The organism is Cutibacterium porci (genome assembly GCF_009696315.1).
Classification (GTDB): Bacteria; Actinomycetota; Actinomycetes; order Propionibacteriales; family Propionibacteriaceae; genus Cutibacterium; species Cutibacterium porci.
This window is the reverse complement of sequence record NZ_VUMG01000001.1, coordinates 647662-674421: the sequence shown is the minus strand read 5'-3', so window position 1 is coordinate 674421 and position 26760 is coordinate 647662. Positions and strand designations below refer to the sequence as shown.

The 26760-nt window shown below is 59.5% G+C and carries 27 protein-coding genes and 1 riboswitch; of the genes, 10 read left to right on the top strand and 17 right to left on the bottom strand.

All coding sequences use genetic code 11. The features are described from left to right. Positions 1 to 41: 41 nt before the first annotated feature. Positions 42 to 202: riboswitch (cobalamin riboswitch) on the top strand. A 36-nt stretch (positions 203 to 238) separates the two neighbouring features. Genes FYJ43_RS02855 through FYJ43_RS02845 form a run of 3 tightly spaced genes read left to right on the top strand, consistent with a single transcriptional unit; the run spans position 239 to position 3053 of the window. Beyond that, positions 239 to 1258 (top strand): FecCD family ABC transporter permease, encoded by a 1020-nt coding sequence (locus FYJ43_RS02855; protein ID WP_154562198.1) that lies wholly within the window; start codon positions 239 to 241, stop codon positions 1256 to 1258. Next, entirely contained in the window at positions 1255 to 2031 is a 777-nt protein-coding gene (locus tag FYJ43_RS02850; protein WP_154561738.1) for an ABC transporter ATP-binding protein, read from the top strand. Before FYJ43_RS02855 ends, FYJ43_RS02850 begins: the two co-directional genes overlap by 4 nt. Before the next feature lie 11 nt (positions 2032 to 2042). Next, positions 2043 to 3053, top strand: a complete 1011-nt coding sequence (locus FYJ43_RS02845; protein WP_456064342.1) for an ABC transporter substrate-binding protein — start codon at positions 2043 to 2045, stop codon at positions 3051 to 3053. A gap of 46 nt (positions 3054 to 3099) precedes the next feature. On the opposite strand, the gene FYJ43_RS02840 is transcribed toward FYJ43_RS02845, so the two are convergent. Both FYJ43_RS02840 and FYJ43_RS12200 read right to left on the bottom strand, forming a co-directional pair. After that, positions 3100 to 4500: a mycothione reductase gene (locus FYJ43_RS02840; protein ID WP_154561736.1), complete on the bottom strand. Its 1401-nt coding sequence runs from the start codon at positions 4498 to 4500 to the stop codon at positions 3100 to 3102. A 117-nt stretch (positions 4501 to 4617) separates the two neighbouring features. Continuing rightward, positions 4618 to 4890, bottom strand: coding sequence for a hypothetical protein (locus FYJ43_RS12200; RefSeq protein WP_229771573.1), 273 nt, complete (start codon positions 4888 to 4890; stop codon positions 4618 to 4620). On the opposite strand from FYJ43_RS12200, the gene FYJ43_RS02835 reads away from it, so the two are divergent. From FYJ43_RS02835 to FYJ43_RS02820, 4 genes are all read left to right on the top strand, one after another. Further along, complete coding sequence (locus FYJ43_RS02835; RefSeq protein WP_407643717.1) at positions 4781 to 5311, top strand: hypothetical protein; 531 nt, start codon at positions 4781 to 4783, stop codon at positions 5309 to 5311. The two genes, FYJ43_RS12200 and FYJ43_RS02835, sit on opposite strands and share 110 nt — an antisense overlap. A 223-nt stretch (positions 5312 to 5534) precedes the next feature. Further along, entirely contained in the window at positions 5535 to 7412 is a 1878-nt protein-coding gene (gene ilvD / locus FYJ43_RS02830; RefSeq protein ID WP_195839866.1) for a dihydroxy-acid dehydratase, read from the top strand. A gap of 11 nt (positions 7413 to 7423) precedes the next feature. Next, positions 7424 to 8938, top strand: coding sequence for a threonine ammonia-lyase, biosynthetic (gene ilvA / locus FYJ43_RS02825; RefSeq protein WP_154561730.1), 1515 nt, complete (start codon positions 7424 to 7426; stop codon positions 8936 to 8938). A gap of 23 nt (positions 8939 to 8961) precedes the next feature. Beyond that, complete coding sequence (locus FYJ43_RS02820; RefSeq protein WP_154561728.1) at positions 8962 to 9750, top strand: SDR family NAD(P)-dependent oxidoreductase; 789 nt, start codon at positions 8962 to 8964, stop codon at positions 9748 to 9750. An 8-nt stretch (positions 9751 to 9758) separates the two neighbouring features. On the opposite strand, the gene FYJ43_RS02815 is transcribed toward FYJ43_RS02820, so the two are convergent. The 14 genes from FYJ43_RS02815 to FYJ43_RS02750 all read right to left on the bottom strand — a co-directional run bounded on the left by FYJ43_RS02815 (position 9759) and on the right by FYJ43_RS02750 (position 22674). Further along, entirely contained in the window at positions 9759 to 11201 is a 1443-nt protein-coding gene (locus tag FYJ43_RS02815) for a sigma factor-like helix-turn-helix DNA-binding protein (protein ID WP_154561726.1), read from the bottom strand. A 1-nt stretch (position 11202) separates the two neighbouring features. Then, positions 11203 to 12096, bottom strand: coding sequence for a c-type cytochrome biogenesis protein CcsB (ccsB, locus tag FYJ43_RS02810; protein WP_326833253.1), 894 nt, complete (start codon positions 12094 to 12096; stop codon positions 11203 to 11205). Positions 12097 to 12098: 2 nt separating this feature from the next. Further along, positions 12099 to 13688 (bottom strand): cytochrome c biogenesis protein ResB, encoded by a 1590-nt coding sequence (gene resB, locus FYJ43_RS02805; protein WP_154561724.1) that lies wholly within the window; start codon positions 13686 to 13688, stop codon positions 12099 to 12101. Further along, positions 13688 to 14398 (bottom strand): cytochrome c biogenesis CcdA family protein, encoded by a 711-nt coding sequence (locus FYJ43_RS02800; RefSeq protein ID WP_154562192.1) that lies wholly within the window; start codon positions 14396 to 14398, stop codon positions 13688 to 13690. Before FYJ43_RS02800 ends, resB begins: the two co-directional genes overlap by 1 nt. A gap of 47 nt (positions 14399 to 14445) precedes the next feature. Continuing rightward, positions 14446 to 15015: a TlpA family protein disulfide reductase gene (locus FYJ43_RS02795; protein WP_326833252.1), complete on the bottom strand. Its 570-nt coding sequence runs from the start codon at positions 15013 to 15015 to the stop codon at positions 14446 to 14448. After that, positions 15012 to 15680 (bottom strand): histidine phosphatase family protein, encoded by a 669-nt coding sequence (locus tag FYJ43_RS02790; protein ID WP_154561722.1) that lies wholly within the window; start codon positions 15678 to 15680, stop codon positions 15012 to 15014. The genes FYJ43_RS02795 and FYJ43_RS02790 overlap by 4 nt, the downstream gene beginning before the upstream one ends. A 69-nt stretch (positions 15681 to 15749) precedes the next feature. Further along, the gene (locus FYJ43_RS02785) at positions 15750 to 17465 is read right to left on the bottom strand and encodes a bifunctional uroporphyrinogen-III C-methyltransferase/uroporphyrinogen-III synthase (RefSeq protein WP_154561720.1); all 1716 of its coding nucleotides are present in this window, start codon (positions 17463 to 17465) and stop codon (positions 15750 to 15752) included. A 123-nt stretch (positions 17466 to 17588) separates the two neighbouring features. Continuing rightward, a complete protein-coding gene (locus tag FYJ43_RS02780; protein WP_154561718.1) occupies positions 17589 to 17930 on the bottom strand; it encodes a glutaredoxin family protein in 342 nt (113 codons plus the stop codon). Positions 17931 to 17949: 19 nt separating this feature from the next. After that, positions 17950 to 18051, bottom strand: coding sequence for a 30S ribosomal protein bS22 (locus tag FYJ43_RS02775; RefSeq protein ID WP_002550589.1), 102 nt, complete (start codon positions 18049 to 18051; stop codon positions 17950 to 17952). Between the two features lie 135 nt (positions 18052 to 18186). Beyond that, positions 18187 to 18978, bottom strand: a complete 792-nt coding sequence (gene proC / locus FYJ43_RS02770; protein ID WP_154561716.1) for a pyrroline-5-carboxylate reductase — start codon at positions 18976 to 18978, stop codon at positions 18187 to 18189. Beyond that, positions 18975 to 20009 carry an aspartate-semialdehyde dehydrogenase gene (locus FYJ43_RS02765; RefSeq protein WP_154561714.1) on the bottom strand — a complete coding sequence of 345 codons (1035 nt, stop codon included), beginning with the start codon at positions 20007 to 20009 and terminating at the stop codon, positions 18975 to 18977. Before FYJ43_RS02765 ends, proC begins: the two co-directional genes overlap by 4 nt. Positions 20010 to 20057: 48 nt before the next feature. Continuing rightward, the gene (locus FYJ43_RS02760; RefSeq protein WP_154562186.1) at positions 20058 to 20891 is read right to left on the bottom strand and encodes a CPBP family intramembrane glutamic endopeptidase; all 834 of its coding nucleotides are present in this window, start codon (positions 20889 to 20891) and stop codon (positions 20058 to 20060) included. A 2-nt stretch (positions 20892 to 20893) separates the two neighbouring features. Next, complete coding sequence (locus tag FYJ43_RS02755) at positions 20894 to 21790, bottom strand: proline dehydrogenase family protein (protein WP_154562184.1); 897 nt, start codon at positions 21788 to 21790, stop codon at positions 20894 to 20896. 59 nt (positions 21791 to 21849) lie between these two features. Next, the gene (locus FYJ43_RS02750) at positions 21850 to 22674 is read right to left on the bottom strand and encodes a sugar phosphate isomerase/epimerase family protein (RefSeq protein ID WP_326833308.1); all 825 of its coding nucleotides are present in this window, start codon (positions 22672 to 22674) and stop codon (positions 21850 to 21852) included. A 211-nt stretch (positions 22675 to 22885) separates the two neighbouring features. On the opposite strand from FYJ43_RS02750, the gene FYJ43_RS02745 reads away from it, so the two are divergent. Genes FYJ43_RS02745 through disA form a run of 3 tightly spaced genes read left to right on the top strand, consistent with a single transcriptional unit; the run spans position 22886 to position 26125 of the window. Then, on the top strand, positions 22886 to 23524 hold the full coding sequence (locus tag FYJ43_RS02745; protein ID WP_154561710.1) for a VOC family protein: 639 nt from the start codon (positions 22886 to 22888) through the stop codon (positions 23522 to 23524). A gap of 41 nt (positions 23525 to 23565) precedes the next feature. Next, complete coding sequence (gene radA / locus FYJ43_RS02740; RefSeq protein WP_154561708.1) at positions 23566 to 24963, top strand: DNA repair protein RadA; 1398 nt, start codon at positions 23566 to 23568, stop codon at positions 24961 to 24963. A gap of 52 nt (positions 24964 to 25015) precedes the next feature. Beyond that, the gene (disA, locus tag FYJ43_RS02735; protein ID WP_154561706.1) at positions 25016 to 26125 is read left to right on the top strand and encodes a DNA integrity scanning diadenylate cyclase DisA; all 1110 of its coding nucleotides are present in this window, start codon (positions 25016 to 25018) and stop codon (positions 26123 to 26125) included. Positions 26126 to 26140: 15 nt separating this feature from the next. Here the strand turns inward: disA and FYJ43_RS02730 are convergent, their stop codons facing one another. Beyond that, positions 26141 to 26515, bottom strand: coding sequence for a hypothetical protein (locus FYJ43_RS02730; RefSeq protein ID WP_154562182.1), 375 nt, complete (start codon positions 26513 to 26515; stop codon positions 26141 to 26143). Positions 26516 to 26760 lie beyond the last annotated feature (245 nt).

Below are 26760 nucleotides of genomic sequence, written 5' to 3'. Positions count from 1 at the left end.
CGTTGCTATGGAGGGGGTCCTAACCCCCTAGGTGAAGCAATGCTAAGCTGACTTCGTCCGACGCAGGGAACCTCGTGCAAATCGGGGACTGACGCGCAGCGGTAAGGCGGACGAACAGGCAGACGGCCACTGGGGGTAACCCGGGAAGGCGCCCGTTCGGATGATGCTGAGTCCGAAAACCTCTCGGACGCTATCTACCCGACGGCCGCGCGACTCGGCCCTGACGAGGACGGCTTCCTTGGCTCGACCCCACCGCCGACTATCGGCGCGTTTCGCACTGTTGACGACCCTGATCGTCTTCACGCCGGTGCTGTCTATTGCGTTTGGTGCCGCCCCGGTACCGATCGACCAGGTCCTAGGAGTACTCGCTGACCACTGCGGTATCCCCGTGCATGTGACGTGGGATTTCGTCACTGACGCCATCGTGTGGCAGAACAGGATGCCCCGTATCGTCACCGGACTAGGGGTAGGAGCGATTCTCGGGGTATCCGGTGTCGCCCTACAGGCGGTAGTGCGAAACCCCCTCGCAGAGCCCTACGTCCTCGGCGTCAGCGCCGGTGCCTCGTGTGGGGCCGCAACCGCGATCATCCTCATCGGCGTCTCATCGACGTTAGGCGTAGCCGGAATGGCTTTCCTTGGCGCGTTGCTGTCGACCACCATCGTGTTGTTCATGGCGGGTGGACGGAATTCGTCGACTCTGCGACTCATCCTTGCCGGTCTCGCAGTGGGGTTCGTGTGCCAAGCTGTCACAAATTTCATCATCTTCTCATCTGACTCTCCCGAGACCGCCCGCGCTGTCATGTTTTGGACCCTCGGTGACCTCTCCCGTGCGAGCTGGGCCCAGGGGTGGACAAGCGTCATCGTGGCCGTCGTTCTCGCCGCACTCTTGTGGGCTTGCGCGCCATGGCTCGATGCCCTGGCATCCGGCGACTCCACCGCAATCGCCGTGGGCATCGACCCGGCGAGGATACGAGTTCTGCTCCTCGTTCCAGTCTCGGCTGGAGTGGCGATGGCCGTGGCGATCTCGGGCGGGATCGGGTTCGTCGGATTAGTCATTCCCCACCTCATGCGATCTTTCATCGGTCATGGGCACCGTCGACTGGTCGCGTCGTCGGCAATTGCTGCCGCCATCTTTCTGGTGTGGGCCGATACTTTTTCCCGAACCGTCTTTAGCCCGGCCGAACTACCCATAGGCGTCGTCACCGGTCTGCTTGGTGCTCCCTTCCTGCTGGTACTCGTCAGGAGGACGCTGGCATGATTGCCGCCTGCGACGTGGTTGTTCGACGTGGGCAGCGAGTTGTCCTCGATAGCGTCGATGTGTCTGCAGATCACCACACAACGGTGGGTATCGTCGGCCCGAATGGCGCAGGCAAGTCCACCTTGCTGTCAGCTTTGTATCGCAATGTCGCTATCTGTTCGGGACGAATCACGGTCAGCGACCGAGACCTGTCCACGATGAGTCGCCGCGACATCGCCCGCGACGTCGCCGTCGTGTCGCAAACCCCCGATCAAGCTCTGCCGCTGACAGTCCGCGACACCGTCGCGTTGGGACGCCTGCCCCACCGTTCCCTCATGGCATATGGAGACGCCGCCGACCGCGAAATCGTCGACGCCGCCTTGGCACGTACCGATCTCACCGGCATGGCGTCTCGCCTCGTCACCCAACTGTCTGGAGGGGAACGTCAGCGTGTTCTCGTCGCCCGAGCAATTGCCCAGCAGGCTGGTCACCTGCTCCTCGACGAACCCACGAACCACCTCGATATTGGCCACCAGTTCGCACTGCTCAACCTCGTTCGCAGCATCGACTCCACCACCATCATCGTGCTGCACGACCTCAACCTGGCAGCCCGGGTAGCCGACCAATTAGTACTCCTCGATAAGGGACACTTAGTCGCGTCTGGCCCGTGTGAAGAGGTGTTGCGCCCCGACCTGCTCTCCGACGTATATCGGGTAGGCGTCGAGCGAATCACCCACAACGGCCGCATCCACCTACTGTTCAATCCTCCCAACAATGAGCCACCCAAACAATGAAAGAGAATATGATGTCTCCATCGCGCATTCACCGAACACGCCTCTCAGCTGCACTTGCTGGTCTGTGCATCCTGACCATGGCTGCCTGCGCCGGATCGTCGACCGAGGGCCCAACCACCTCGACGACAGGGCGCTCCGTCATGAGTTGTCAAGAAAAACTCACCTTCACCGATCCACCGAAGCGGGTCATCATGATGGGAGACACCGACGCGTCCACGATGAATGCCCTTGGTGTGCTCGATCACGTTGTTGCTCGTGCCGGGCAGATCAAGGAGGGGGCTTATGATGCCAAGACCCTCGCTAAGCTCAAGGCCATCCCGACGATCGCGTCACAGCAACTCAATACTGGCGGCGTCAAGGTATCTACTGAGACGATCCTTGAGCACCATGCGGACCTCGTTATCGGTTACGACACGGGAGTGGATCGCAACGCTCTACGTAAATCTGGCGTCAAAATGTACAGTACCGACGCCATGTGCACCGACAAGAAACCACCCGCCCCCGCTACTTTCTCCCAGGTTAAGGATGAGGTGGATAAGGTCGGACAGATTTTCAATGTCCCAGATAAAGCCAACCACGTCAATAAAGACCTTGAAAAGAAAATCGCCACTATCGAAAAGGAGACTTCATCTGGAGCCAAGGCCGATGCCGTCGCCCTGTACATCACTCCGGGTAGCACCGAGTTCTATACCTACGGATCGTCAAGCATGATTGAGCCAATGTTTGCCGCCACTGGCTTACGCAATATGTATCACTCTAATACGACACGCGTCTCTGACGCGACGATGGAGGACTTACTGCACAAGAACCCCGAATGGATCGTACTGTTGGCCGGCGACGGTGCCATGTCGCAGGTAGAACCGACCTTTCTGTCTTTCAAGGGGGCTAAGGAACTCAAGGCTGTGAAGAACGGTCACGTGGTGACAATGTCGTTCGCCCTCACTGATCCACCAACCCCACTGACCATCACCGGCACCGAGAAGCTGCACGATCTCGTCCAGGACAAGAAGCGGCAACACTGAGGAGCAATCCCCGAGCTCGCGGATGCACGCAGCAGACCGTCGACGTTTAGCCTCGGGCGTCCATTTCCCTGCCAAGCCCTAGCAAGGCATTCTCGACGACCTCGGGCAAGGCGGGGTGAATCCAATACTGCCCACGCGCCATATCATCAACCGTTTGTCCGGTACTCATCCCCTGAATGCACGTCTGGATGAGGGTGGACGCTTGAGGCCCGATAATATGCGCCCCCAACAGCGTTCTCGTCTGTGGGTCTCCCAACAGCTTGACACAATGCCCCTCGTCCTCAAGAGCCCAGCCATAAGCGACGTCAGCATATTCTTGAAGATACGATGCATATGGAATATCGGACTGCAATAGCTGTTGTTCGGTGGCACCGACCGCAGCAACCTGCGGATTCGAAAAGACCGCGTGCGGCACGAAGCGGTGATCGGAGCTGACCAGATCGTCTGGATGCAAGAGGTTGTGACGCACTACCCGCGCCTCATGATTGGCCACATGTTTAAGCTCCCAATGGGAACACACGTCACCGAGAGCCCAAATATGCGCGACGTTAGTGCGTTGATGCTCGTCAACCACGACGAACCCATCGTCGTCAACGTCAACACCAGCGGCTGGCAGGTTGAGGCGATCCCCATTGGGAACCCGACCTGTGGCGTTGAGGACGATATCTGCCGGGTAGTCGTAGTCGACACCATCGCCATCGACAGTCAGCACCACCAGGTGACCACCGGGGTCACGGTCAATGCCCACTAATCCCTCCGACATTCGCAGCCTTACCCGCCGCCCAATCTGTTCCGTGAACCGCTCCGAAATCTCGCGATCCTCGTGGCGCAGCATTCGACCAGAACGGTTGATGACGGTCACCTGGGACCCCAGCCCAGAAAAGATATGGGCAAACTCCGCCGCGATGAACCCGCCGCCAAGAATCACCAGCCGTTGAGGCAGTTCCGCCAACCTCATGATGGTGTCGGAGGTGTGAATGGACTCCGCCAAGCTGGGATCGTCGATACCAAGGACATCGGGCACTCGTGGACGCGATCCGGCTGCTAAGACGATCTGGTCAGCAGCGATCTGCTTGTCCCCCACCTGAAGGGTGTGTGCATCAACAAATGTCGCCTCGTCAGTGTAAACGTCAATATTCTCCAGCTTGTGGCGGTACGAAAGCCCAGCCTCAGATATGGGATCTATTCGGGAAAAAATCCGGTCACGGATCGATGCGAACCGCGCTCCACGGAACTGCAAGTTCACTCCCAGCCGAGCCGCCTGCGACGGCGACGTCGCACAATCGGCGGGGAGCACGAACATCTTCGTCGGTATGCAACCAACGTTGAGGCAGGTACCTCCGAAGATGCCAGAGTCGATGATGGCGGCGCGCCGGTCGGCAAACTCCTCGTCCAGGATCGTATTTCCCGAACCTGAACCAATGACGACAATGTCGTAGTGCTCCATAACCCCAGTCTGTCATCTGCACCGCAGGCGAATTTCGTTAACCCACTGCAAAGCAGGATCGTTGTCCCGGTCATCATGGGCCTCACCATGTAGGGTGATCGCCAGCCCCTACCGGTTTCACAGGAGCGCAATGTTCACCCTCACCTCAACGCCCGTCACCTTCGTCGGGCTTCTCATCCTTTTTGCATGGTCACTCGTGTGGTCAGTATGGGATGCCGTCAAGGCTCCGACCGTCGTCACTAAGATCTCTACCTGGATCCACGTCGTCATGGCCGCCACCATGATCGTCATGGTGGCGAAATCGTGGTGGAAACCTTTAGTCTCTGCGATCGGCGGCCCGACGACACCAGTCATTATCTTTGCTGTATTCACCGCGTGGATGGTGTTCATGGCCGCCTGGCGATCGTCGTGGTCGTCGTGGGGTCACGCCGCAATGTTCGCAGCGATGGTCTGGCACTTGGCTGCCATGCGCAACATGTCCTCACTCATGGCTGAGCACTCGCATATGGCCCACAGCCCCATGCACGGCGACCACACCATGACCGTCGACGCCGCCATGCACGGTTACGCCGTCGTCGGAGTCCCGCTCATGGTCGCCCTGCTGGCCATGGCTATCGCCGGGCTATGGCGCGCCGTCAGTGGCCGCGCGGAACACCCCGACAAGGTGCCGACCTGCCACGTAGTCGCTACCGATCCAGTGGCGATTCGCCTCTCCGGTCTCGCCGATTTCGCGATGGCTTTCGGCATGTTCTGGATGAGCACCGGACTACTCGCCCCGATCATGCCTTTCATGGCCCACCTACACCCCTGACCGGTCACGACCGTTGACACCCGATCCAATCCCCGCGCATCTCGGGATGCGGACCGACGTTCCATCTTCCTGAACGCTGCTAGCGTCGAGCCCATGATGAACGGTTGGATCCTCATTACCCGGCGCGCGGCCTAACCACGCACCGGATTTCAACCGCGCGCCCTCCTTCCACTTCCGGATGGAGGGCGTTGTCATGCCTATGCCGTCGTCAAGGGGGAATACAATGCCCACGCTGAGATCCGCCACCAGCACAGCCGGACGCGCCATGGCCGGCGCTCGCGCACTGTGGCGCGCCACCGGCACACGTAACAATGAGTTTGGCCGTCCTATCGTGGCGATCGCGAACTCCTTCACTCAATTCGTCCCCGGCCATGTCGGGCTGCGCGACGTCGGAAAGACCGTGGCCGAGCAGGTGCGCGCCGCCGGCGGCGTCCCCAAGGAGTTCAATACCATCGCAGTCGACGACGGCATCGCCATGGGTCACGACGGCATGCTCTACTCCCTCCCCAGCCGCGAGCTCATTGCAGATTCCGTGGAGTACATGGTTAACGCCCACTGTGCCGACGCCCTCGTCTGCATCTCAAATTGCGACAAAATCACCCCGGGTATGTTGATGGCCGCGTTGCGCCTCAACATACCGACCGTCTTCGTATCCGGCGGCCCCATGGAGGCTGGCACAGCAACGCTGACTGACGGGGAGCGCAAACTCGACCTCATCGACGCCATGGTTGCTGCCGGTGACGAGACCGCGTCCGACTCTGACATTGAACTCATGGAAGCCAACGCGTGCCCGACCTGCGGATCATGTTCAGGCATGTTCACGGCCAATTCCATGAATTGCTTGACCGAAGCTCTTGGGCTCGCCTTGCCCGCAAACGGGTCTCTGCTAGCCACCCACTCGGATCGTCGTCGGCTCTTTGAAACTGCCGGACGCACCGTCGTCTCCCTAGCCAACCGCTGGTATGACCACGACGATGCCTCAGTACTGCCCCGATCGATTGCTACCAAAGCTGCCTTCACTAACGCCATGAGCCTCGACATCGCGATGGGAGGCTCGACGAACACCGTCTTGCACTTACTGGCCGCTGCCCAAGAAGGCGGAGTCGACTTCACCATGGCAGACATTGACTTCCTATCTCGCACCGTGCCGCACCTGTGCAAGGTGGCTCCCTCAACAAACGTCTTCCACGTTGAGGACGTTCACCGCGCCGGTGGCGTGCTCGGCATCCTTGCCGAACTGGACCGGGGCGGGCTCATCGACACCACCGCCACCACGGTATGGTCACCCGACGGCACGCCCGCCACCATGGGAGTCGAGATCGCTCACTATGACCTGATGTCTGACCCCGACGATGACGTCCGAACTCTGTACTCGGCTGCCCCTGGCGGAGTGCGCACTACCGAGATGTTTTCCCAATCGTCCCGCTGGAAGAGTCTCGACACCGACCGAACGAACGGCTGCATTCGTGACATCGACCATGCCTACTCCGCTGACGGCGGACTAGCGGTGCTCTTCGGCAATATCGCTGAGCGCGGCTGCATCGTCAAGACGGCGGGAGTCGACGAGTCCATCCTTACCTTTTCCGGACCAGCTGTCGTCTATGAATCCCAAGACGATGCCGTTGCCGGGATTCTCGGTAAGAAAGTCACGTCGGGAGACGTCGTCATTATCCGCCACGAAGGCCCCAAGGGCGGCCCGGGAATGCAAGAAATGCTGTACCCGACCAGCTACCTCAAGTCGATGCACCTAGGCAAGGAGTGCGCACTGCTCACCGATGGCCGGTTCTCTGGTGGCACTTCCGGCCTGAGTATCGGTCACGTGTCCCCTGAAGCCGCCTCCGGTGGTCTCATCGCTCTGGTGCGCGATGGCGACACCATCAGCATTGACATCCCCAATCGCACGATCAGCCTCGACGTCGACGATTCTGAATTGTCGCGTCGCCGCGACGAAGAAGAAGCCCGCGGAATCGACGCGTGGACCCCCCACTCCTCACGTCCACGTCATGTGTCCACTGCCCTACGCGCCTATGGGATGCTCGCCTCCTCCGCCGACCGTGGCGGGGTACGAGACCTGTCCCAAGTCCGCCCGATAGCCGAGTGAGAAGGCCACCGATGAGTGATCAAGACTACCTGCGCGCCGTACTGCGTGCCCCCGTATATGAGGTCGCACAAAAAACTCCGCTTGAGTATATGCCGAATGTATCGCGACGTCTCGACAACACCGTACTCGTCAAGCGAGAAGACCGTCAACCGGTACATTCTTTCAAGATTCGCGGCGCCTACAATCGGATGCGCAATCTCACCGACCAAGAGTGCCGCGCCGGGGTGGTGACGGCCTCAGCAGGCAACCACGCCCAAGGAGTCGCCTTGTCGGGTTCTCGGTTGGGCGTCAAGGCGCGAATTGTCATGCCGCGCCCCACGCCGTCGATCAAGGTTGACGCAGTGCGTCAGCTCGGCGGCGAGGTCGTGCTAGCTGGAAATTCCTTTGACGAAGCCAAGACTCACGCCCTTGAACTAGCTGAGCGGGACAATCTGACCTACGTCGCCCCTTTTGACGACCCGCTCGTTATCGCCGGTCAGGGAACAATCGGGCTGGAACTGATCCAGGACGCCGCCGATATTAACCGGATTTTCGTCCCCGTCGGTGGCGGAGGCCTGGCAGCCGGAATCGCCGTTCTCGTCAAGCAGCTCATGCCCCACATCAAGATCATCGGAGTCGAACCTGCCGAGTCGGCGTGCTTGGCAGCCGCCATGGCAGCCGGAAAGCCGGTGACCCTGGATCGAGTTTCACTGTTTGCCGAGGGGGTGGCCGTCGCCCGAATCGGTGACGAAACCTTCCGACTACTCAAGGATCGCCTCGATGACGTCGTCACCGTCGACTCTGACGAGATCAGTGCCGCGGTCAAAGATCTTTTTGACGACGTTCGCGCAGTCGCTGAGCCCGCCGGGGCTGTCGCGCTAGCAGGGCTCAAAAAGTACGCGCGAGCTAATGACATCCACGGCGAGAAACTCGCCACCGTGCTCAGCGGGGCCAACCTCAACTTCGGGTCCCTGCGTCACATCGCAGAGCGTGCTGAGATCGGCGGCCACCGCGAAGGAATGTTCGGGGTCATTATTGACGAGCGTCCGGGAGCATTCCTGGACTTCTGCCATCTGCTAGGCGGTCGCATGGTCACCGAGTTCAATTACCGGCTAGCTGACGACGATTCTGCGGCAATTTTCGTCGGCGTGCAGTTGGCACATCGTGATGAGCGTTCCGAGATCGTCGATACGTTGCGCAACGCGGGCCACCGAGTCGTCGATCTGTCTGACGACGAAGCCGCTAAAACCCACGTGCGCTATATGGTTGGCGGGCACCCATCACGGTCTGTCGGTGAGAAAGTCGTTTCATTCGTCTTCCCAGAGTCTCCGGGAGCACTCACTCACTTCCTCACGACCTTGGGCACCCGCTGGAATATTTCCTTATTCCACTACCGCTCTTTCGCGATGGATACTGGACGGGTTCTCGCCGGGTTTGAAGGTGCCGCCGATGATCCTGACCTGTCCGCTCACCTCGATAACATCGGCTATCCGTGGTCTGACGTTTCTGGTTCGCCCGCGTATCAGATGTTCCTGCGGGAACGCTAAGAACTGCGTGGAAGACTTGGGATATGAATGATGCAACTCGTGACGAACGCCCGTGGGCACTAGTAAGTGGGGCTAGTGGTGGGCTAGGGCAGGCATTTAGCCGTTATCTGGCCAGCTGTAGCGTCAACCTCGTTGTGACAGGACGACGACGTGACGTCCTTGACGACCTCTCCGGCCAGCTCACAACACGGTACGGAATCCAAACCATCGTCTACCCGTGTGATATCTCCTCAGCACCGCAGCGTCTAGCACTGGTCGATGACATCACGAGGCGCGGGATCGTCATCGACACCCTCATCAACAATGCTGGGTTCGGTGCGGCTGGCCGGATAGCTGAAACCGACCCGGCACGGCAAACATCTCAGGTGGAGGTCAACTGCGAGGCTGTCGTCCACCTGTGTGGGTTACTGCTGCCTGGCATGATCGCAGCCAAGCAGGGATCAATTATTAATGTTGCCTCTACTGCAGCTTTCCAACCCATCCCGCAATTCGCCACATACGCGGCATCGAAATCATTCGTATTGTCTTTCACCCGCGCATTGTGGGCTGAAACCAATGGCACCGGAGTACGCGCCACCGCCATCTGCCCCGGACCAACCGAAACCGGGTTCTTCGATGCCGCAGGGGTACCACGCATGGGAGCAGGTACCCGACGCAACCCAGACGACGTCGTACATACCGCCTTCGAAGCTCTAGCTCATCACCGCCCTTACGCCGTCGACGGATTCGCCAACCGCGCTATAGCCCGACTAGCACCACACGTGCCACCACGACTCGTAATGTCTCAAGCCGAAAAATACCTGAAACTCTAAAACAGCCATCACGTGGCCGTAATGACCTTCTCCTCAGCGACCCGAGTACCCTCCCGGATAATCACGTCATACTCCCCCTTCGGCACAGTGACAGTGGCATGCCACGGCCGCCAGCTATTGCCGTCACTAGCTGATAGGTTAATTTGTCCGCTCATGACCATCCGACCACTCTGGGGAAGCTTCACCTCATAGGTCATAACCGATACCGTCGGCTGCGCCACACCACTAATCGTGACCGTACCCGCCGGTACCTCCGCACCAGATTGAGGCGAATCAACCCACACCCGGGCACACTGGGCAAAACCTTCATCAACAAAATCCGTCGCCGGCTTACCGATAATCGGCAAATTAGGAGAACCATCAACAAGGATACGCACTGACTTCTCGCCAGTACGATCACCAACCGCAGCAGTCGCCGTCACAACAAGCTGCTCAATAGCACGCTGTACCTGCTCACCACTCTTAAATTGACTAAACGCTGAAACTGACAAGTCGAGAGTGATCTGACTGCCTTTCACTGATGCCCGATTCACCTGCCCAGCAGCCCAACCCGAGATGTAATTCGGATCCAATGGCGCAACATTAAGGACGGCGCCAACAGCTGTTCCTAAACGATCACCCGAGGTAGGCAGGTCGCGCAATTCACGGTGAATAAGACCGTCATTGCGCCCCAAGTAAAACACGTCAAGACCAGTTTGCAGAGTCGGTATTGACTGGCTATTGGGTTCTGGAGTCTGAACAGAAGGTAAGGCTTGCGTATCCTCCAGCGCCGGGCCACGACCCGACCCCAGCACAGGCAATACAACTCCGACAGCAAAAGCAAGCACACAGCCAAGCACAATCACCCAGATGGGAGGCCTGCCTCGACGCGGACGGCGTGCGATCTCGGAGATGATGGCATCATAGCGTGACACCGGATGAACTGATTCCCCCGCACTTTCTAGCGCAGAACGCACGACCGCTTCGACTCTGGGGTCGACGTGGCCAGGATTCGTATGCGATCCTGGCCGCAAACTCTCACCGATAGCAACAAGACCTTTGGTCTCGTTGTTACGCACTGCATTGACGCTCATGCCAAGGACTTCAGCGATATCGTCGTCGGATAGTTCCGAAGTGGCAAACTTCAGCACTAACACCTCGCGTTGGCGAGCCGGCAAGCCTCGTAGGCACCAATAGGCCAGGTCCTCTGGCGCCTTCGGTGGCATGGCATCCCTAGCGACCGGCTGACGCCCCCTCACCTTATTAACAACAGCCGTGCGCACATACGACACAGCGTGTTCATCGGTATGCAGTTTTGGGTCTCGCACATAGCAGGTGGCAAAAGCTGCAATAACGGCATCCTCAGCCAGATGCTGGTCTGCCAATAACAAGGCGGCCAACCGCACGAAATCGTCCCACCGCTCTTGGTAGAGCTGTGGAAGCCACTCGTCGCGAGACTCAGAAAAAGTCATATCAAATGCCGGCGTATGAGTGCAGGCCACTAAAGATCAAATTAACGCCAACAAAATTGAACCAGAAACAAGCCACACCGATAACCGCAATAACCGCAGCTGGGCGCCCGCGCCATCCAGCCGTGGAACGGGCATGAAGATAAGCCGCATACACAACCCACGTCACCAAAGACCACGTCTCCTTAGGGTCCCACCCCCAGAAACGCCCCCACGCATAATCAGCCCACACCGAACCGGCAGCGATCGTAAACGTCCAGATCGGAAAACCAATGCCGTGAGCCCGGTAAGCAAGAGTATCCATGGATTCCAAAGAAGGCAGCCTCGCCAACAACCCCTTAACAGGAACTCCAGTCCGCTCAGCCCTCACCTGAGCATTCATCGATATGAGATACATGATCGACGCAATAGCCCCAACATTGAGAGCAGCCGCAGCAATACAGGCAGCAACAATATGAATCACAAACCACACCGAGTGCAAAGCCGGCACCAGCGGCGCCACAGCCACATAAAAGACCGTCGCCGCCAGACCGTTACCAAGCGCTAATAGCAACGCGACAGCAATACCCATCCATCTAACACGACGCACAGCGACAAGCACAAGATAAACAATGACAACGAAAAACAGCGCCGATGTGACGAACTCGTACATATTGCCCCAGGGCAACCGGCGACCAGCGATGCCGCGGCACACGACACCGATCGCGGCACACACCGCACCGAGCACGGTGAGGTTAAGCCCCATACGGCCACAGGTCTCCGAACGCAGCAGTACCTTACGGCTAGGATGCTCAGCGCCCCGCACACTAGCCCATTCCGCAGCATGAGCGAGGAACGCAAGCATATAAAGCACCGCCGCAGTGACGATGCCGACGGCAGACAGATTCTCCACGCTCACGACTAGTCCTCCTCGGTATCGCCAGACATGGTATCCCCGCCTACCGCAGCCAGCAGAGAATTTACATCGTCCACCGCGCTGGATCGGGAATCACTGCGGTCTAAGCCGCCAACTTCTACCCTGAAACCGTCACCACTGGGGGTAGTCCTCACCCACACCCGCCGAGATCGCGAGAACAAGCTCACACACAGGCCAGCTACCGACAACAGCACTGACACGAAGGTCAATGGGAGACCTGGGGCCTGCGACACCTGGATCTTCGCCCACCGCTGCCAGCCATTGAACTGGATCGAGCCCTTGCCGTTGGGCAGCGTGTACCCCTGGCCCACAGAGAGCGCGAAGTGGGACTTGTCCTTACCATCCATCACTTGGGTCATGCCAGTGGCGTCGAGGGTGTAGATATTTGACGGCACCCCTGTTTCGACAGCCGGTTTGCCGTACCACGCCGTCAGATAAAGCTGCGGATTGAGGGCGTCCGGAAACAAGGACGTCGGACCGCCAGCCGTGATTGCGCCGGTAGGTAAAAAGAACCCCTGAAAGGCCAGCCGATCCGGACGCGCGTCGGGGGCTTTGATCACACCAACCGATGTGAAATTGCCATCCTGTGGCAAAAAGACGACAGGCCCGGAAAAGGCGACCTTGCCTTCGCCGTCGCGGACCACGACGTTCGCGGCGTAGCCATGACCAAGCAGGTGTACCTTCGTTGACCCAATCTGCAGCGGATGGTTGACCTGTAAATCTCGGGTCTGTGTTTTCCCATCCACAGTGAGGTCGACGGTAGCATCGAAAGTGCGGGCGGCCCCTCGCTGCACCTCGCCAGTCTCGAACGACGCGACAAACTTGCGCAGCTTCATGGAAAATGGGGTGAGGTTATCGGCATCAACCATCGCTCCAGCCTTGAATTCGTCGTACTGGGTGATGTTGTTGGAAAAACCCTGCCCCTCCACAACAACGGATGTTCCCTTGTACCCCCACAAGGTGTTCCAACCAACACCGACCAACAGGAAAACCAAGAAGACGTGGAATACCAGATTCCCCGTCTCGCGATGACGGCCAGCCTCAGCGCGAAGGGAGCCATCGTCGTCAACAAGGAAACGATACCGATGAGATTTCAACCATCGCTGAGCGCGTTTACTGACCTCGTCGGCTGACGCAGAGGTAGTCGTCGACGCATAAGCCGCCAACCGATCCAATCTGGCCGGGACGCGAGGAGGTTGGCGACGCAACGCCTTCGCGTGGCTCATAATACGCGGGACGATGCAACCAATAAGGCTGATGAACAATAGCAGGTAAATCGCTGAAAACCACACCGAGGTGTAGACATTGTACATCCCTAGCGGACGAAAAATGCGATCTAGAATGGGATGGTTGGCAGCGAAATCAGAAACCTTGATAGCGCTATTAGCGCTCTGCGGAACCAGCGATCCTGGGATAGCTGCAAGTGCGAGCAGAAAAAGCAGAACGAGAGCCGTCCTCATGCTCGTCAATTGACCCCATAGCCAACGCATGAATGGGCGCAAACCCAGCCCGCGATGACCGGCAGATGGCGTTGACGACGTCGCTGCTTTCGAATTCCTCACAGAACGGCTCATCAGATCACCGCCCCGAATTGAGCTGCCCAGGATCGCAGCATTGCCATAATTGACTCCCACCATCCGGTGACCAACAACACGCCGATAGCCATCAGGAGTATTCCGCCGCAACGCTGCACACCATGCTGATGGTTCCGCACCGCTTCAATCGTGCGCCCCATCCACACCAACGCAGCAGAAGCCGCAATAAATGGAATCCCCAAACCCAACGAATAGCAGGTAGCCAACACTGCGCCTCTGATCGCTGATCCCTGAGCCAACGACAGCCCATAAACCACCGACAGCGCTGGCCCGATGCACGGCGTCCAGCCCAAGCCGAAGACAATTCCCAGAATCGGTGCAGCAGCCAATCCTGCCCGAGGTAGACGATGGATCCGCAGTTCTCGGCGACCCAGCGGAACGAGCCCAGCAAACATCGCCCCAAGTACAACCGTCAGGATTCCGACGACGACCTCGATAACGCGACGATGAACCATCAACACCCTGCCGAGAGTGCCAATGATCGTCCCTGTGGCAACGAAAACGGCGGTAAAGCCGACCACGAAAAGGGCGGTGCCCACCACGGTGCGGGCCCGACGACGTCCTTCAATGACATCTGCGGCTCCCAGACCTGTGACATAGCTGAAGTAGCCAGGGATGAGAGGCAAGACGCATGGTGAAAAGAACGACAGCAGGCCAGCAAATACCGCCACGGGGATCGCCCCAACCATCGACCCTGTCAAGGCGTCAGCTGCCCAGGATCCCAGGTCTAGCGGCGTCACTGGCTCTCCTTGGCAACATCATTAATCGCCTGGACAAGGGTGGCGGTGCTCACCTCTCCCACGAATCGGGCAGCCGAACGGCCCTTACGGTCGATGACCAGGGTGGATGGGATTGCTTTGGGAGGCAACTCGGTGAACTTAAGCAGCATCTGCCCATCGGGGTCATAGAAGCTCGGGTAAGGGACATGGAATGCGCGGGAAAACGCCTGCGGCGGGCCAGGGTCAAGATCGCGGGTGTTAATCCCGTAAAACGCTGCGACGGTCTTGGTACTATCCGCCGCTTTCGCCAACGCAGGAGCTTCGTGACGGCACGGCGCACACCAGGATCCCCACACATTGACAACGATGACTTTGCCCTTAGCGTCATCGGTGCTGATCGTCTTACCATTTAAGTCGTTACCGGTGAGGACAGCGGCAGGCTCACGTTTTTCGACCGGAAGCTTCGACCAGGATCCATCTCCGGTTGCGAATCCTTTGTCGTCACTGGCTGACGTCGACGAGCACGCCGAAACACCCGTCACCATAAGGGTCGCTACAGCGATCATGGCGATAAGCCGAATCTTCACCGTGGTGCACCACCTGCAGAGATATTGGCCCGACGATCCTTCGCCGGAATGAGGTCACGTGCCGGTTCGCAATAGTCGACGCGGACGATACGACCATCTAATACCCCAAAACTCGTCACCGAAGCCAACGTGCACTTGCGAGAACGGGGATCGTGGGGAAGACGTCGACCCTCGGCTGCGCAACGCGCAACCCAGATCGGCAGCTGATGCGAGACGATGAGAGCCTGACCGCCAGCCGGGACTTCATCTGCGGCCCGCATGATGGCCCTGGTCATCCGCTCAGCGATCTCGACATAGGGCTCCCCCCAGCTGGGGGTCATAGGATTCACCAGATAGCGCCAGTTACGAGGGTTACGCAAGGCCTTGTTGCCCTTGCCGAACACCTGACCTTCAAAGACATTTGCGGCTTCGACAACATCAGAATCAATCCGCACGTGTAGCTCAGGATGCACGGCGGCGATAGGCGCCATCGTCTCACGAGCGCGCTCCAACGGGGAACTCACCAGGGCAGACAACTCAATTCCGGCGAAATGTTCAGCGGCACGAGCGGCCATTCGTCGCCCCAGCGCCGATAGGTGGTATCCGGGCATACAGCCGTACAGAACCCCGGTCGGGTTGTCGACTTCACCGTGACGCAGCAAATGGACAGTCGTCGTGGCGACCATAGTCCCCCCTTCCGATACCTCGCGGACGGCCCTCCCGTCCTGCCCACGACCCTACGTCATGAGTCTGTGTCAGCGTGACGGATGACGACCCCGACGCTTGCGTTGCGACGGCCGGACCACCGGCAGGCCCTTGGCAATCATGTCGTCACGACGCTTGGCCGCGAAATCCGCCAGAGCGTCCGCCAAACTCAACGCCGTCGGCTCGGGTGCGACGACGTCAACGGTCAGGCCGTGCTCGCGACAGGTATCTGCGGTGCGCATACCGATGGCGGCAACCACGGTGTGTTTGTGCGGCTTTCCGGCGATACCGACGAGATTGCGCACCGTCGTCGATGAGGTAAACACGACGGCGTCAAATTTGCCAGTCTTAATGGCGTCACGGGTCTCGGCAGGCGGTGGGGCGGCACGCACGGTGCGATATCCGACGACGTCTTCAACCTCCCAGCCCAACTCAGACAGATCGGCTGATAGCGATTCCGTGGCAATATCGGCACGCGGCACGAAAACCCGATTGATGGGGTCGAGAGCTTCGTCAAAGGCTGGAAACACGGCAGCGAGCGCTCGAGTGGACTGCTCTCCGGCTGGCACGAGATCGGGTCGAACACCCCACTCAGCCAAGGCGTTGATCGTCGAATCAAAGATCGCGGCGATCCGCAAGCCTGAATATGCCCGAGCGTCCAGACCGATCTGCTCGAGCTTCTCCGAAACAGCGCGCACGGCGTTGGCAGAGGTAAAGACGACCCACTCGTAGCGCCCCTCAACAAGACCGCGAATCGCCTTATCCATCTGCTGGGGAGTACGCGGAGGCTCCATCGAAATCGTCGGCACATCTAGGGAATGCGCACCGTAACTCTGCAGTCGTGAAGGCAGAGTTGCTGAGTGGTCGCGAGTGCGCGGGATAAGAATGTTCCAGCCAAATAACGGCTTGGATTCGTACCAATCAAGCTGCTCACGCTCGGGAGCCTCAACAACCTTGCCGATAGCAACGTGAACCGGCTCAGCGCTGCCCAGCCGCGCCGTCTTGGCCGCCTGCGGCAACTCACCGAGAGTAACGGTGTGGGTGGTCTGCTGAGTCGTCGCACCATGGCAGATGAGGGCTGCCGGCTCGTCCTGGCTGCGGCCAGATTCAACAGCATGCTTGACGACATCTTTGAGCTTGCCAGCAGAGGTATTGACGACGATGAGCCCTTGATCTGACCAGTCCGAGCCGCGCCCATCGACATCGCGTTGACATGCTGCTTGGCCAATGAGCTGGACGTCATGACCATGCAATGTCAGCCCGGCGTATTCCGGAACGGCCGTCATGCCGGTAACACCAGGAATGACGTCGACGTCATGATCAGCGCGGGCCACCGCGGCAGCTTCGGCACCAATATCGCCATCAAGGAAAGGGTCACCAGAGACGAGACGAACGACCTCAAGGCCTTGGGAAGCCGCATTAATAACAGTGGCCGTGACGTCAGCGCAATGTTCGTCTATGTCAACGGGAACCGGAGCGCCAGCCCCTGGCTGACTAGGCAGGACGGCGGTTTCTCCATCAGTGTCACAGGCCGATACGATTCGCACGTCAGGACGCAGCTCTAGACAATCACTGCCGAGCAATATGCGGTGCTGAGCGCATGAAATGACGATGACCTGGGCGCGATTAATGGCCTCGACAGCCCCGAGGGTCAGCAGATTCGGATCTCCTGGACCGGTACCCACAAACTGCACTCTGGCCTGAGCCGACGCCGTGCTCAGATCACCGGCCGGCTGCATCGTCGACTGGTGAGCCTCGTCAGTCATCTGGAGTCCTTCCGGTGTCTGCCGTCATGCCAGGCGGTGTGCTCCAGCATGGGGCATCGAGGTTAATAGTGCTGGTCTGTGAGCAAAGGTGCAAACCAGTTCGCCCACGAGACATCCCGGCTGTCAGGGCAACACAGCTGGGAGCGAGGGACCATCGTTCAAGGCTGACCAGAAAGTATCAGCGTCAAGGGTCCAATAAGCAATAAGAGTGCCGTCAACGAACGTGACCGGGACATGATCGCCCCAGCGGGAGCGAAGAGCCTCAGTGGCATCGACGTCAACGATCGTCGGTTCGGGCACGAGATCGCGGCGTTCGCGCCTCATACGTGCAACGAGGCTGACGGCCTCATCGCACAAATGACAGCCTTGGCGGGTAATAATGACGACGCGCCCCTCGACCGGCGGGTCGAGGGGCCGTGATTCACCGCTGCGGGGGGCAGTCGCGCCATGTCGATGCCGCCACATGTCACAACCACCCAAAGCGTCACTTGCCGGCGCGACGACGCTGGATACGCGTCTTCTTAAGCAGCTTGCGGTGCTTCTTCTTCGCCATGCGCTTGCGACGCTTTTTGATCACGGATCCCACGATCAACCTCTTTCGTTGGAATTGGACGCTTGATGCACCTGGGCAGGTGCGAAGTTCTAGGCCCACCGACAAGGCGGACAAAGGGGTACTTTACGCCGTGTCAGGCACGGTAGCCAAAATGGCCACGCCGACCCGTCACGACAGGCCAGCTGCACGATCCCGACAAGCCGCCATCGCAGTAGCGAATGTGGGGCGCACACCGCCAGCCTCCAGTGCCGCGAGAGCAGCCGCAGTCGTGCCCCCCGGGCTCGTCACCTGAGACCGCAGGATTGCAGGGTGCTCTCCCCCTGCCAGCAGTTCAGCCGAGCCAGCCAATGTTGCCACGGTGAGTTGGCTGGCCTGGTCACGTGGCAGACCCATCGCCACCGCAGCATCAATCATCGCTTCAGCCACAAGAAACACGTACGCCGGACCAGATCCCGACACTGCGGTGGCGGCATCATGGAGCTTCTCGGGCACGGTGGCGACGACTCCCACAGATTCGAGCAACTCCCCCACCTTCGCAGCTGCGACGTCGGCACCAGGGGCAGGGCTCACGATGAACGCCCCCTTGCCCACCTGAACGGGAGTATTTGGCATGACGCGGACGACGTTGCCCTGCCACGCCCTGAGCAACGTCTCCGTCGTGACGCCGGCAGCGATGGAGACGACCGTCGCGTCGGCTTTGAGAGCGCCCGACACCTCGTCGAGTACGTCAACAGCGGCATACGGCTTGACGCCGAGGACGATGAGGTCGGCATCACGCACAGCCGCAACATTGTCACCGCTAGTAGTCACGCCCAAGGTCTTGGCGATCTCGTCGCGATGCGACGCCGATCGTGCTGTCGCTACCACATCCTCGGCCCGCACTGTGCCAGCGCTGATAAGTCCCTCGACAAGCGCCCCAGCCATCGTCCCGCAGCCCAGGACGGCGATCTTCCCACTCATTCGGCAGCCACCAACTCAGCGAGTTGCACAGCATTGAGGGCGGCACCCTTGCGTAAATTGTCGGCAGTACAAAAGAACACCAGACCCTTGCCAGCCGGTGCGGACTGGTCGGCACGGATGCGCCCAACCAAGGATGGATCACGTCCGGCTGCCGACCGGGGATCGGGAACGTTGACGACCCTAACTCCGGGCGCCTGCTTCAAAAGGTCAGTGGCCTTTTCGGGGCTGAGCTCCTCCCGAAACTCAGCGTGAACGACGAGTCCGTGACCGCTATACACCGGTACCCGAACGCATGTTCCCGCAACCAGCAAATCTGGGATGTGGAGAATTTTGCGTGACTCGTTGCGGAGCTTCTGTTCCTCGTCAGTTTCGCCAGTACCGTCGTCGACGACATTGCCTGCCACTGGTACAGCATTGAACGCAATTGGTGCGACGTAGGGGCCAAGGTCTGCTACCGGCACGCCGCGACCATGCAAGGCCAGGGCTGCGGGGTCGTCGATAGCAGCGGTTTGGTTAGTGAGCGCCCGTACCCCGGCCACTCCAGAACCCGAAACAGCCTGATATGTAGCAACAATGAGGCGAGTCAGGCCAGCAGCGTCGTGCAATGGTTTGAGCACCGGCATCGCGGCCATCGTCGTGCAATTGGGGTTAGCGATAATCCCCTTGGGGCGCCGGGCGACGTCTTCAGGATTGACCTCGCTAACAACCAAGGGAACGTCAGGGTCGCGTCGCCACGCTGACGAATTGTCAATGACGACCGCTCCGGCAGCGGCGACCTTGGGGGCAAACTCGCGGGAGGTGCCACCGCCAGCAGAAAAGATGGCAATATCGAGTCCAGCAAAATCCGCCGTTGCGGTGTCCTCAACGACGACGTCTCTATCACCGGAACCGTCATTCCAGGGTAACTTCTGGCCAGCCGAACGTGAGGAGGCGAAGAACCTCACCTCATCGGCGGGGAAATGACGCTGCGCCAGCAGGGTGCGCATCACCCGGCCAACTTGTCCAGTGGCTCCGAAGACTCCAAGCTTCATATCGCCATAGTAGGGGCACACCACGACATGACGAGCGCACGGATCGTTCTATAACCAGCTCACATGGCCAGCTAGATAGCTGTATCCCAGGAACGAGACAATGTCGAGGATGGCGTGTGCCACGATGAGAGGTAGGAGTCGACGCCGACGGGAGAAGACCCATCCCAGGAGCAAGCCCATGGCAATGTTGCCAATAAAACCACCCCACCCTTGGTAGAGGTGATAGGTGCCACGGATGATAGCTGACGTGAGGATGGCAGCCGTCGTCGACCACCCAATCTGACGCCACCTCGTAAAAAGGTAGCCGACCATGACGGTTTCTTCGAGGACTGCGTTCATGCCAGCTAGCCCAATGAGAATCGGGGCGGTCCACCACACGTGCTCTAACCCGGCTGCCTCAACAGTGGTGTTAAAGCCAAGCGCACGAGCCGCCCAGTAGAAACCAAGCCCAGGGATACCAATAATGGCCGCCAGTACCGCCCCAGCTCCGACGTCGTGTCCCCAGCCTGGGGCCTCTAAACCTAGAGCGTGACGGACCCCTCGTCGTGGTGGCTTGGCCTGGGCCAATAGGAGAACTGCGAGCAGGGCTGGCACCACCCCAAAAACGATGTCAGACAGCTGATACACCAGATCGAGCCATGGACGTTCCGGAGTCACCGAGGAATTGAGGGTGGAGGTCTGCTGCCTCATGGGCACGCCCCGGGTAAGACGCTCGGCCATACGCAGAATGGAGTACCAGGCTGATTGCCCCAGACTGACGGCCAATAAAAATATTGTTTCCCAAAGCAAGCGTCGATCCGACGCACTACTCCTCGCAATTGCCCGACGGGGCGACTCATCCAGGCGCCGGCGAGGACCAGCTGTGCCCGTACCGTCCCCCATCGTCAACGCCTCTCCACCAATGACCGCCCAAACAGCCATATGTTGCTCGGCCTCTCAACTATCCGTCGAGTGCAATACCGGTACCAGTCATGGCCGTAGGGCAGATAAACCCTCATCCGATGGCCAATATCTACCAGTCTCCGCTGTTCAAGGGGACGGATTCCTTGCAGCATTTGAAATTCTAGTGGGCGATCCAAGCTCGCCATGAGCTGCTCGCCGAGCGCCACAAAGACTGGATCATGGCTGGCCAGCATCACCGTCGAAGGCCCAGTCATGAGGGCACGTAGACAAGCCGCCATTCTCAGATCGACGTCATGCGGGCGAATCAAGGTGACCGAGCGAGGACCGGTATATGAGCCTTTGCATAACCTGATGCGACGTCCTGGAGCAGCCAGTTGTCGAACCTGTGTGAGGGAATCGTGACGTGCCGCCTGAATAACGATTCCGGTGTCTTCGTAGTCGTCGAGCAGGTCCATCACAATGCGATGGGAACGGTCATGAATGTCAGGGCCTTCATCGTCAACAGTGACAGCGACGTGGTTGTCGCGAGCGACCTGGCACACCTGCCGGGCGTGATCCAAAGCCAGATCGTCATCGACTCTCAAACCGAGCGCTGCCAGGCTGATCGACACCTCAGCATGGCCATCAAAGACCGGATTTGCGCCGAGGCTTTCAATAGCTCTGCACAGCCTGACGGTAGCTCGTCGAGCCTGGGCTAGGTCGACGGGATCAGGATCCAACGGATGCAGGCTGACGTCGAGGCCCTTACACACCTGGTCGACAGCCTTGACAATCGCCGAATCGACGTCCTCGCCCGCAACATACGTCGCGGCGATCTCACGAGCGAGTCGAGACTGAGACACTTTGTAAGCAATCGTGGGGTCCATCGCCACATGCATGGCACAACGTCGACCCGATGCCAGTAAAGCTCCACCCCGGAAATCATGACGATTCTCAGTCACTGCTGAGCCCCTTCACGCGTAGGATCGCGTCGACGAGCGAAGATTCCGCGGTCAACTGCCATCCTGGTCTGCATCAAAGATTCAGACAATGCCTCGAAGCGCGCATCGTGTCCTGTACCGGAGAGCTTACGAGTGTTGACCTCCAAAACAATGTCGCCGTTGAATCCACCGGCGACTGCCCGCTCAATAACGTCCCAGGCATGCTGATTTCCCCGACCAGGAAGAAGATGCTCGTCTTTAAACGTGCCCGAACCGTCCGTCAAGTGGATATGCCGCAGCCGCGGGCCCCACAAGTCAACTAAAGCACGAGAATCCATCTGCGCTGTTGCGGCATGGGAGAGGTCCAAAACGAGATGATCGTAACTGAGGTTCGTAGGATCAAATCCGGGGGAATATGCGGCAAAGCGACCAGCGGGTGTGCGCCATGGATACATGTTTTCTACCGCGAAGATCAGTGGAGCATATTTCTCGTTAAGCTCAGCAATACCTTCCTCAAATCTACTGGCATAGTCGCGCTGCCAGCGGAAGGGCGGGTGGACGACGACGAGCTGAGAGCCAAGCCGCCCAGCAGCTTCAGCAGCCTTATCCAGCTTGCCCCACGAATCACTACCCCACACATTCGGAGTGACGAGCAGGCATGGCGCGTGAATCGACCACACGTTGACACCGTGCTCAGCAGAGAGATCGACGATCCTGTCAACATCGGCGGCGACTGGATCAATCCCGACCATCAATTCGACCCCGTCGTAACCGATGGCCCTAGCGCGGGCAAAAGCGTCGGCAGTCGACTCGGGATACACCGAGGTCGTCGACAATGTCACGCGAGGAGCGACTGAAGCAGACATGAGCGTTATCTCAGAAAGTCCGAAAAATCAGGCACATCATCAACCTACCGTGCCCAGGCCGACGCCGTGACGCGGACACCTGATGTGCCGCCTCCACGTCAGGATGAATAGCGATGTTGCACCGCTTTATCACTGACAAATGGGGGGTCGATTTCATCGTGGGAAGCGCACGGGAGACAATACTGCCATGCACGTCGACCATCTCATGTTCGCCGCTGGCCCTGCAGGTCTCGATGAGGACGCCGCTCGCATCGGCGATGTCTTGGGGACCTCCTTCATCAACGGCGGAGTCCATCCCAGCTTCGGCACCCGTAATCGCATCCTTCCGCTGGTCGGTCCGCGTTACATCGAGATTGTGGAGGTGCTCGACCACCCAGCCGCAGAGAAAGCTGTCTTTGGGCAAGCAGTGCGGGCGCGCCAAGAGCAGGGCGGCGGTTGGATGGGATGGGCCGTCTCGGTCGACGACCTCGCCCCCTACGAGAAGCGTCTTGAGCGCCAGTCGGTGCCCGGTAAGCGTACTTTCCCTGACGGTCGGCATCTGGAATGGCGTCAGATCGGAATTAGGGGCCTGATGGCCGATCCACAGCTGCCTTTCTTCATCAAGTGGACCTCTCCGGCTGAGCTGCTGCCGTCCAGCCTGACGGGTAACGTCACGTTGGCCTCTGTCGAGATGTCCGGATCGCGGCAACGCGTCGAGGATTGGCTGGGAGAGACGATCCCTGACGAGGTTGAGGGAATCACTTTCGACTTCACCAGCCCGAACGGACACCCCGGCATTGATGCGGTGACCTTCGACACCCCCTCGCGCGGCAGAGTTCGCATCTGACGCCATCAAACCTGTCGGCTCGTGCTGGCAGGGTAGACGCCATGGCGAGGAAGACGCAGACTCCGACGTGGGTGTGCACCGAATGCGGCTGGACGACGACCAAATGGGTCGGCCGATGCGGCGAGTGTCAAACCTGGGGCTCGGTGGTAGAAAAAGGGGCCCCCAAGCTCACTGAGGTCGCCCCAGCGACGCCCACGTCAAAGGCCGTGCCCATCAGCCAGGTGAGCGAGCAAGCCGCTCATCGTCATCTCACCGGGATCAGTGAACTCGATCGCGTGCTAGGCGGTGGGCTGGTACCGGGAGCCGTGGTCCTGCTGGCCGGAGAGCCGGGAGTCGGAAAGTCGACCCTGCTGCTCGACGTCGCAGCCAAGTGGGCTCAAGCTGGCAGGCGTACCCTCTACGTCACTGGGGAGGAGTCGGCTGCTCAAGTAAGACTGCGGGCGGGCCGAACGAAGGCACTAGCCGACGAGCTCTACCTGGCCTCCGAGACCGATTTAGGTACAGTCCTCGGGCATATCGAGCAAACCGAGCCCTCTCTCATGGTGCTGGACTCAGTGCAAACGGTTGGCACCAGTGAGGCTGATGGCTCCCCCGGCGGGGTCTCCCAAGTGAGGGAGGTCACCGGGGCCCTGGTGCGAGTGGCAAAAAGGCGCGGCATGGCAGTCATCATCGTCGGCCACGTCACCAAGGAAGGGTCTATCGCCGGTCCGCGCACAATGGAGCACCTCGTCGACGTCGTTCTCAATTTCGAGGGGGATCGCCACAGCGGATTCCGCATGGTCCGTGCCACGAAAAACCGCTACGGCCCAGCCGACGAGGTCGGCTGCTTTGAGATGACCGATTCCGGAATTATGGAGGTCCCTGACCCGTCAGGCTTGTTCACATCAGACAACGCCGATCCCCAGCCGGGCACCTGTGTGACGGTAACGATGGAGGGACGCCGACCCTTACTCTCCGAGGTGCAGGCTTTGGTGGCTCCGTCGGCTTCCGAGAAATACCCGCGACGCACCACCCATGGGGTCGAGGGCGGTCGTGTGGCCATGATTTTGGCCGTGCTGGAACGCAAAGCAGGCTTGCCGTTGAGTAATCGGGACGTTTACGTCTCGACGGTCGGTGGCGCCCGCATCTCCGAGCCATCGGCTGACCTAGCGATCGCGGTCGCGGTCGCTTCTGCGGTTCTCGATACCAATTTCCCGACCCGAGTCGTTGCTCTCGGAGAGGTCGGTCTGGCCGGGGATTTGCGTCGCGTCCCAGGCTTAGAGAAACGAGTGGGCGAGGCGGCACGGTTGGGATTCGACCTCGCTGTCGTGCCGCGCAATTCTCGGCAGGCGCATACCAAGGTTCCAACAATGCACGGGTTACACGTCATTGAAGTCGGGAGTGTGGCGGAGTCTCTTTCAGTGCTCAACCTGCGCCGACAGCGGAGGGCTGATCGTTGATAGCAAAGACATCCGACGTGAGAACGTTGGGCCAGCGAACTAGAGTCGACTCATGACCGACGGCCAGCCCAATCCCGACACCTCCCGGGACGTGCAGGCAGAGCGAGTACGCCACCTGATGGCTTTGTTGGCTCCCGGCACGCCTATCCGAGAAGGGCTAGATCGCATCGTCAATGGGCGCACGGGTGGTCTTATCGTGCTCGGTGATGGGCCAGAGATCGACAAGGTTTGTTCCGGCGGATTCCCGCTCGACGTCCGGCTCACCCCGCAGGCGATGCGTGAGCTGTCCAAGATGGACGGCGGGCTAGTCGTCTCGAGTGACCACGAACGCATCAAAGCAGCGGCCGTCCATTTCGTTCCTGACGGCGACCTACCCACGATGGAGACTGGTACCCGTCACCGCACTGCCGATCGGCTTTCTCAACAAACCGGGGCTCCGGTGGTGGTTGTATCGGCGTCGATGTCGGTCATGTCACTGTTCCTTAATGGCCGCCGGTATCTAATCGAAAAGCCCGAACAATTACTTGCTCGAGCTAATCAGGCCCTCGCGACCCTGGCGAGTTATCGCAGGCGGCTGGTCGAGGAGGCTGAGAATCTCACCGCATTGGAGATTCGCGACCAAGTCCAAGTGCGTGACGTCGCAGCCGTCGCTCAGCGGTTCGAGATGTGGCGTCGGATTGACGCCGAAGTTCGCGGGTACGTCTCGGCCCTGGGTTTAGAAGGACGCCTCGTCCAGTTGCAGCGCAACGAATTATCCCTAGGAGTGGAAGATCTTGGCCGGTTACTCACCGAGGATTATCGCCCTGATTCCGTCAGCCCTGGCGAGTTTTCTCTGTCCGGACTCCAACAGTTATCGTGGGAAGATTTGCTTGAGCTAGGCAACGTTGCCGAGGCCATCAACCTTGGCGCAGCCGAGCATCCGTTGGATTCCGCTATTCGGGCACGCGGTCATCGCCAATTGACGATCATGACGGACCTCTCCTCGCGCACGATCCAGCGCATTATCGACCACTTCAACGATTTGCAAAGCCTTGTGTCGGCGTCCACCTCTGAACTCGGCGACATTAAGGGGGTTGGCGTCAGGCGAGCCCGTGAGATCCGTCAGGGGTTGGAGTCCATTTTCGAGGGCGATCAGCGCACCCATCACCGCCATTCGCGCTGACGTGTGCGCTCGCTTCTAGCCACGCATGTGCATCACGAAACGGTCGCTGGAACCGATATTGACGGTGGCGACATAGTATCCGGCTCCCAGAGCCTCCTGCGACAACGTGCACGTACCAGTAGAGCGCTTTGTCGGCCATGAAACTTCATAGCTCCAGGGATGGTTGGGCTTGATTTCGTGCGAGCCTTTCGGCCCCCAGGAGCCACAATCATCGGTCGACCAGATGCGATCTGACCCAGACGTGACGACGAGTGTCTGCTTCACCTTCTGGGCGTCCCACCGGCAATCAGCCGAACTACTCACCGTCACGGTGAACTTTTCCGTGTCGCCGACAGTGGGATTCTTGGTATCCCCAGTCACCTTCACCGATAATTGCGAACCCTGACACATCGCTGACGACGTTGACGGCGTCGGTGCCGATGGAGAGGCCGTCCGATGTGCAGACCTACTGGGCGGACTGGCTACAGACGAGCTAGCCGTTGGCCCCCATGCGGTGTCCGTCCATGACGGGTTTGGCGTCAACGGCGATGCTGCCGGAGCACTCGACTGTTTCGACCCTCCTACCAGCTTGGCGATTCCGCCAACAACCAACGCTACGACGACGACCGCAGCAACCAACAGCACCAGTCGCCGCA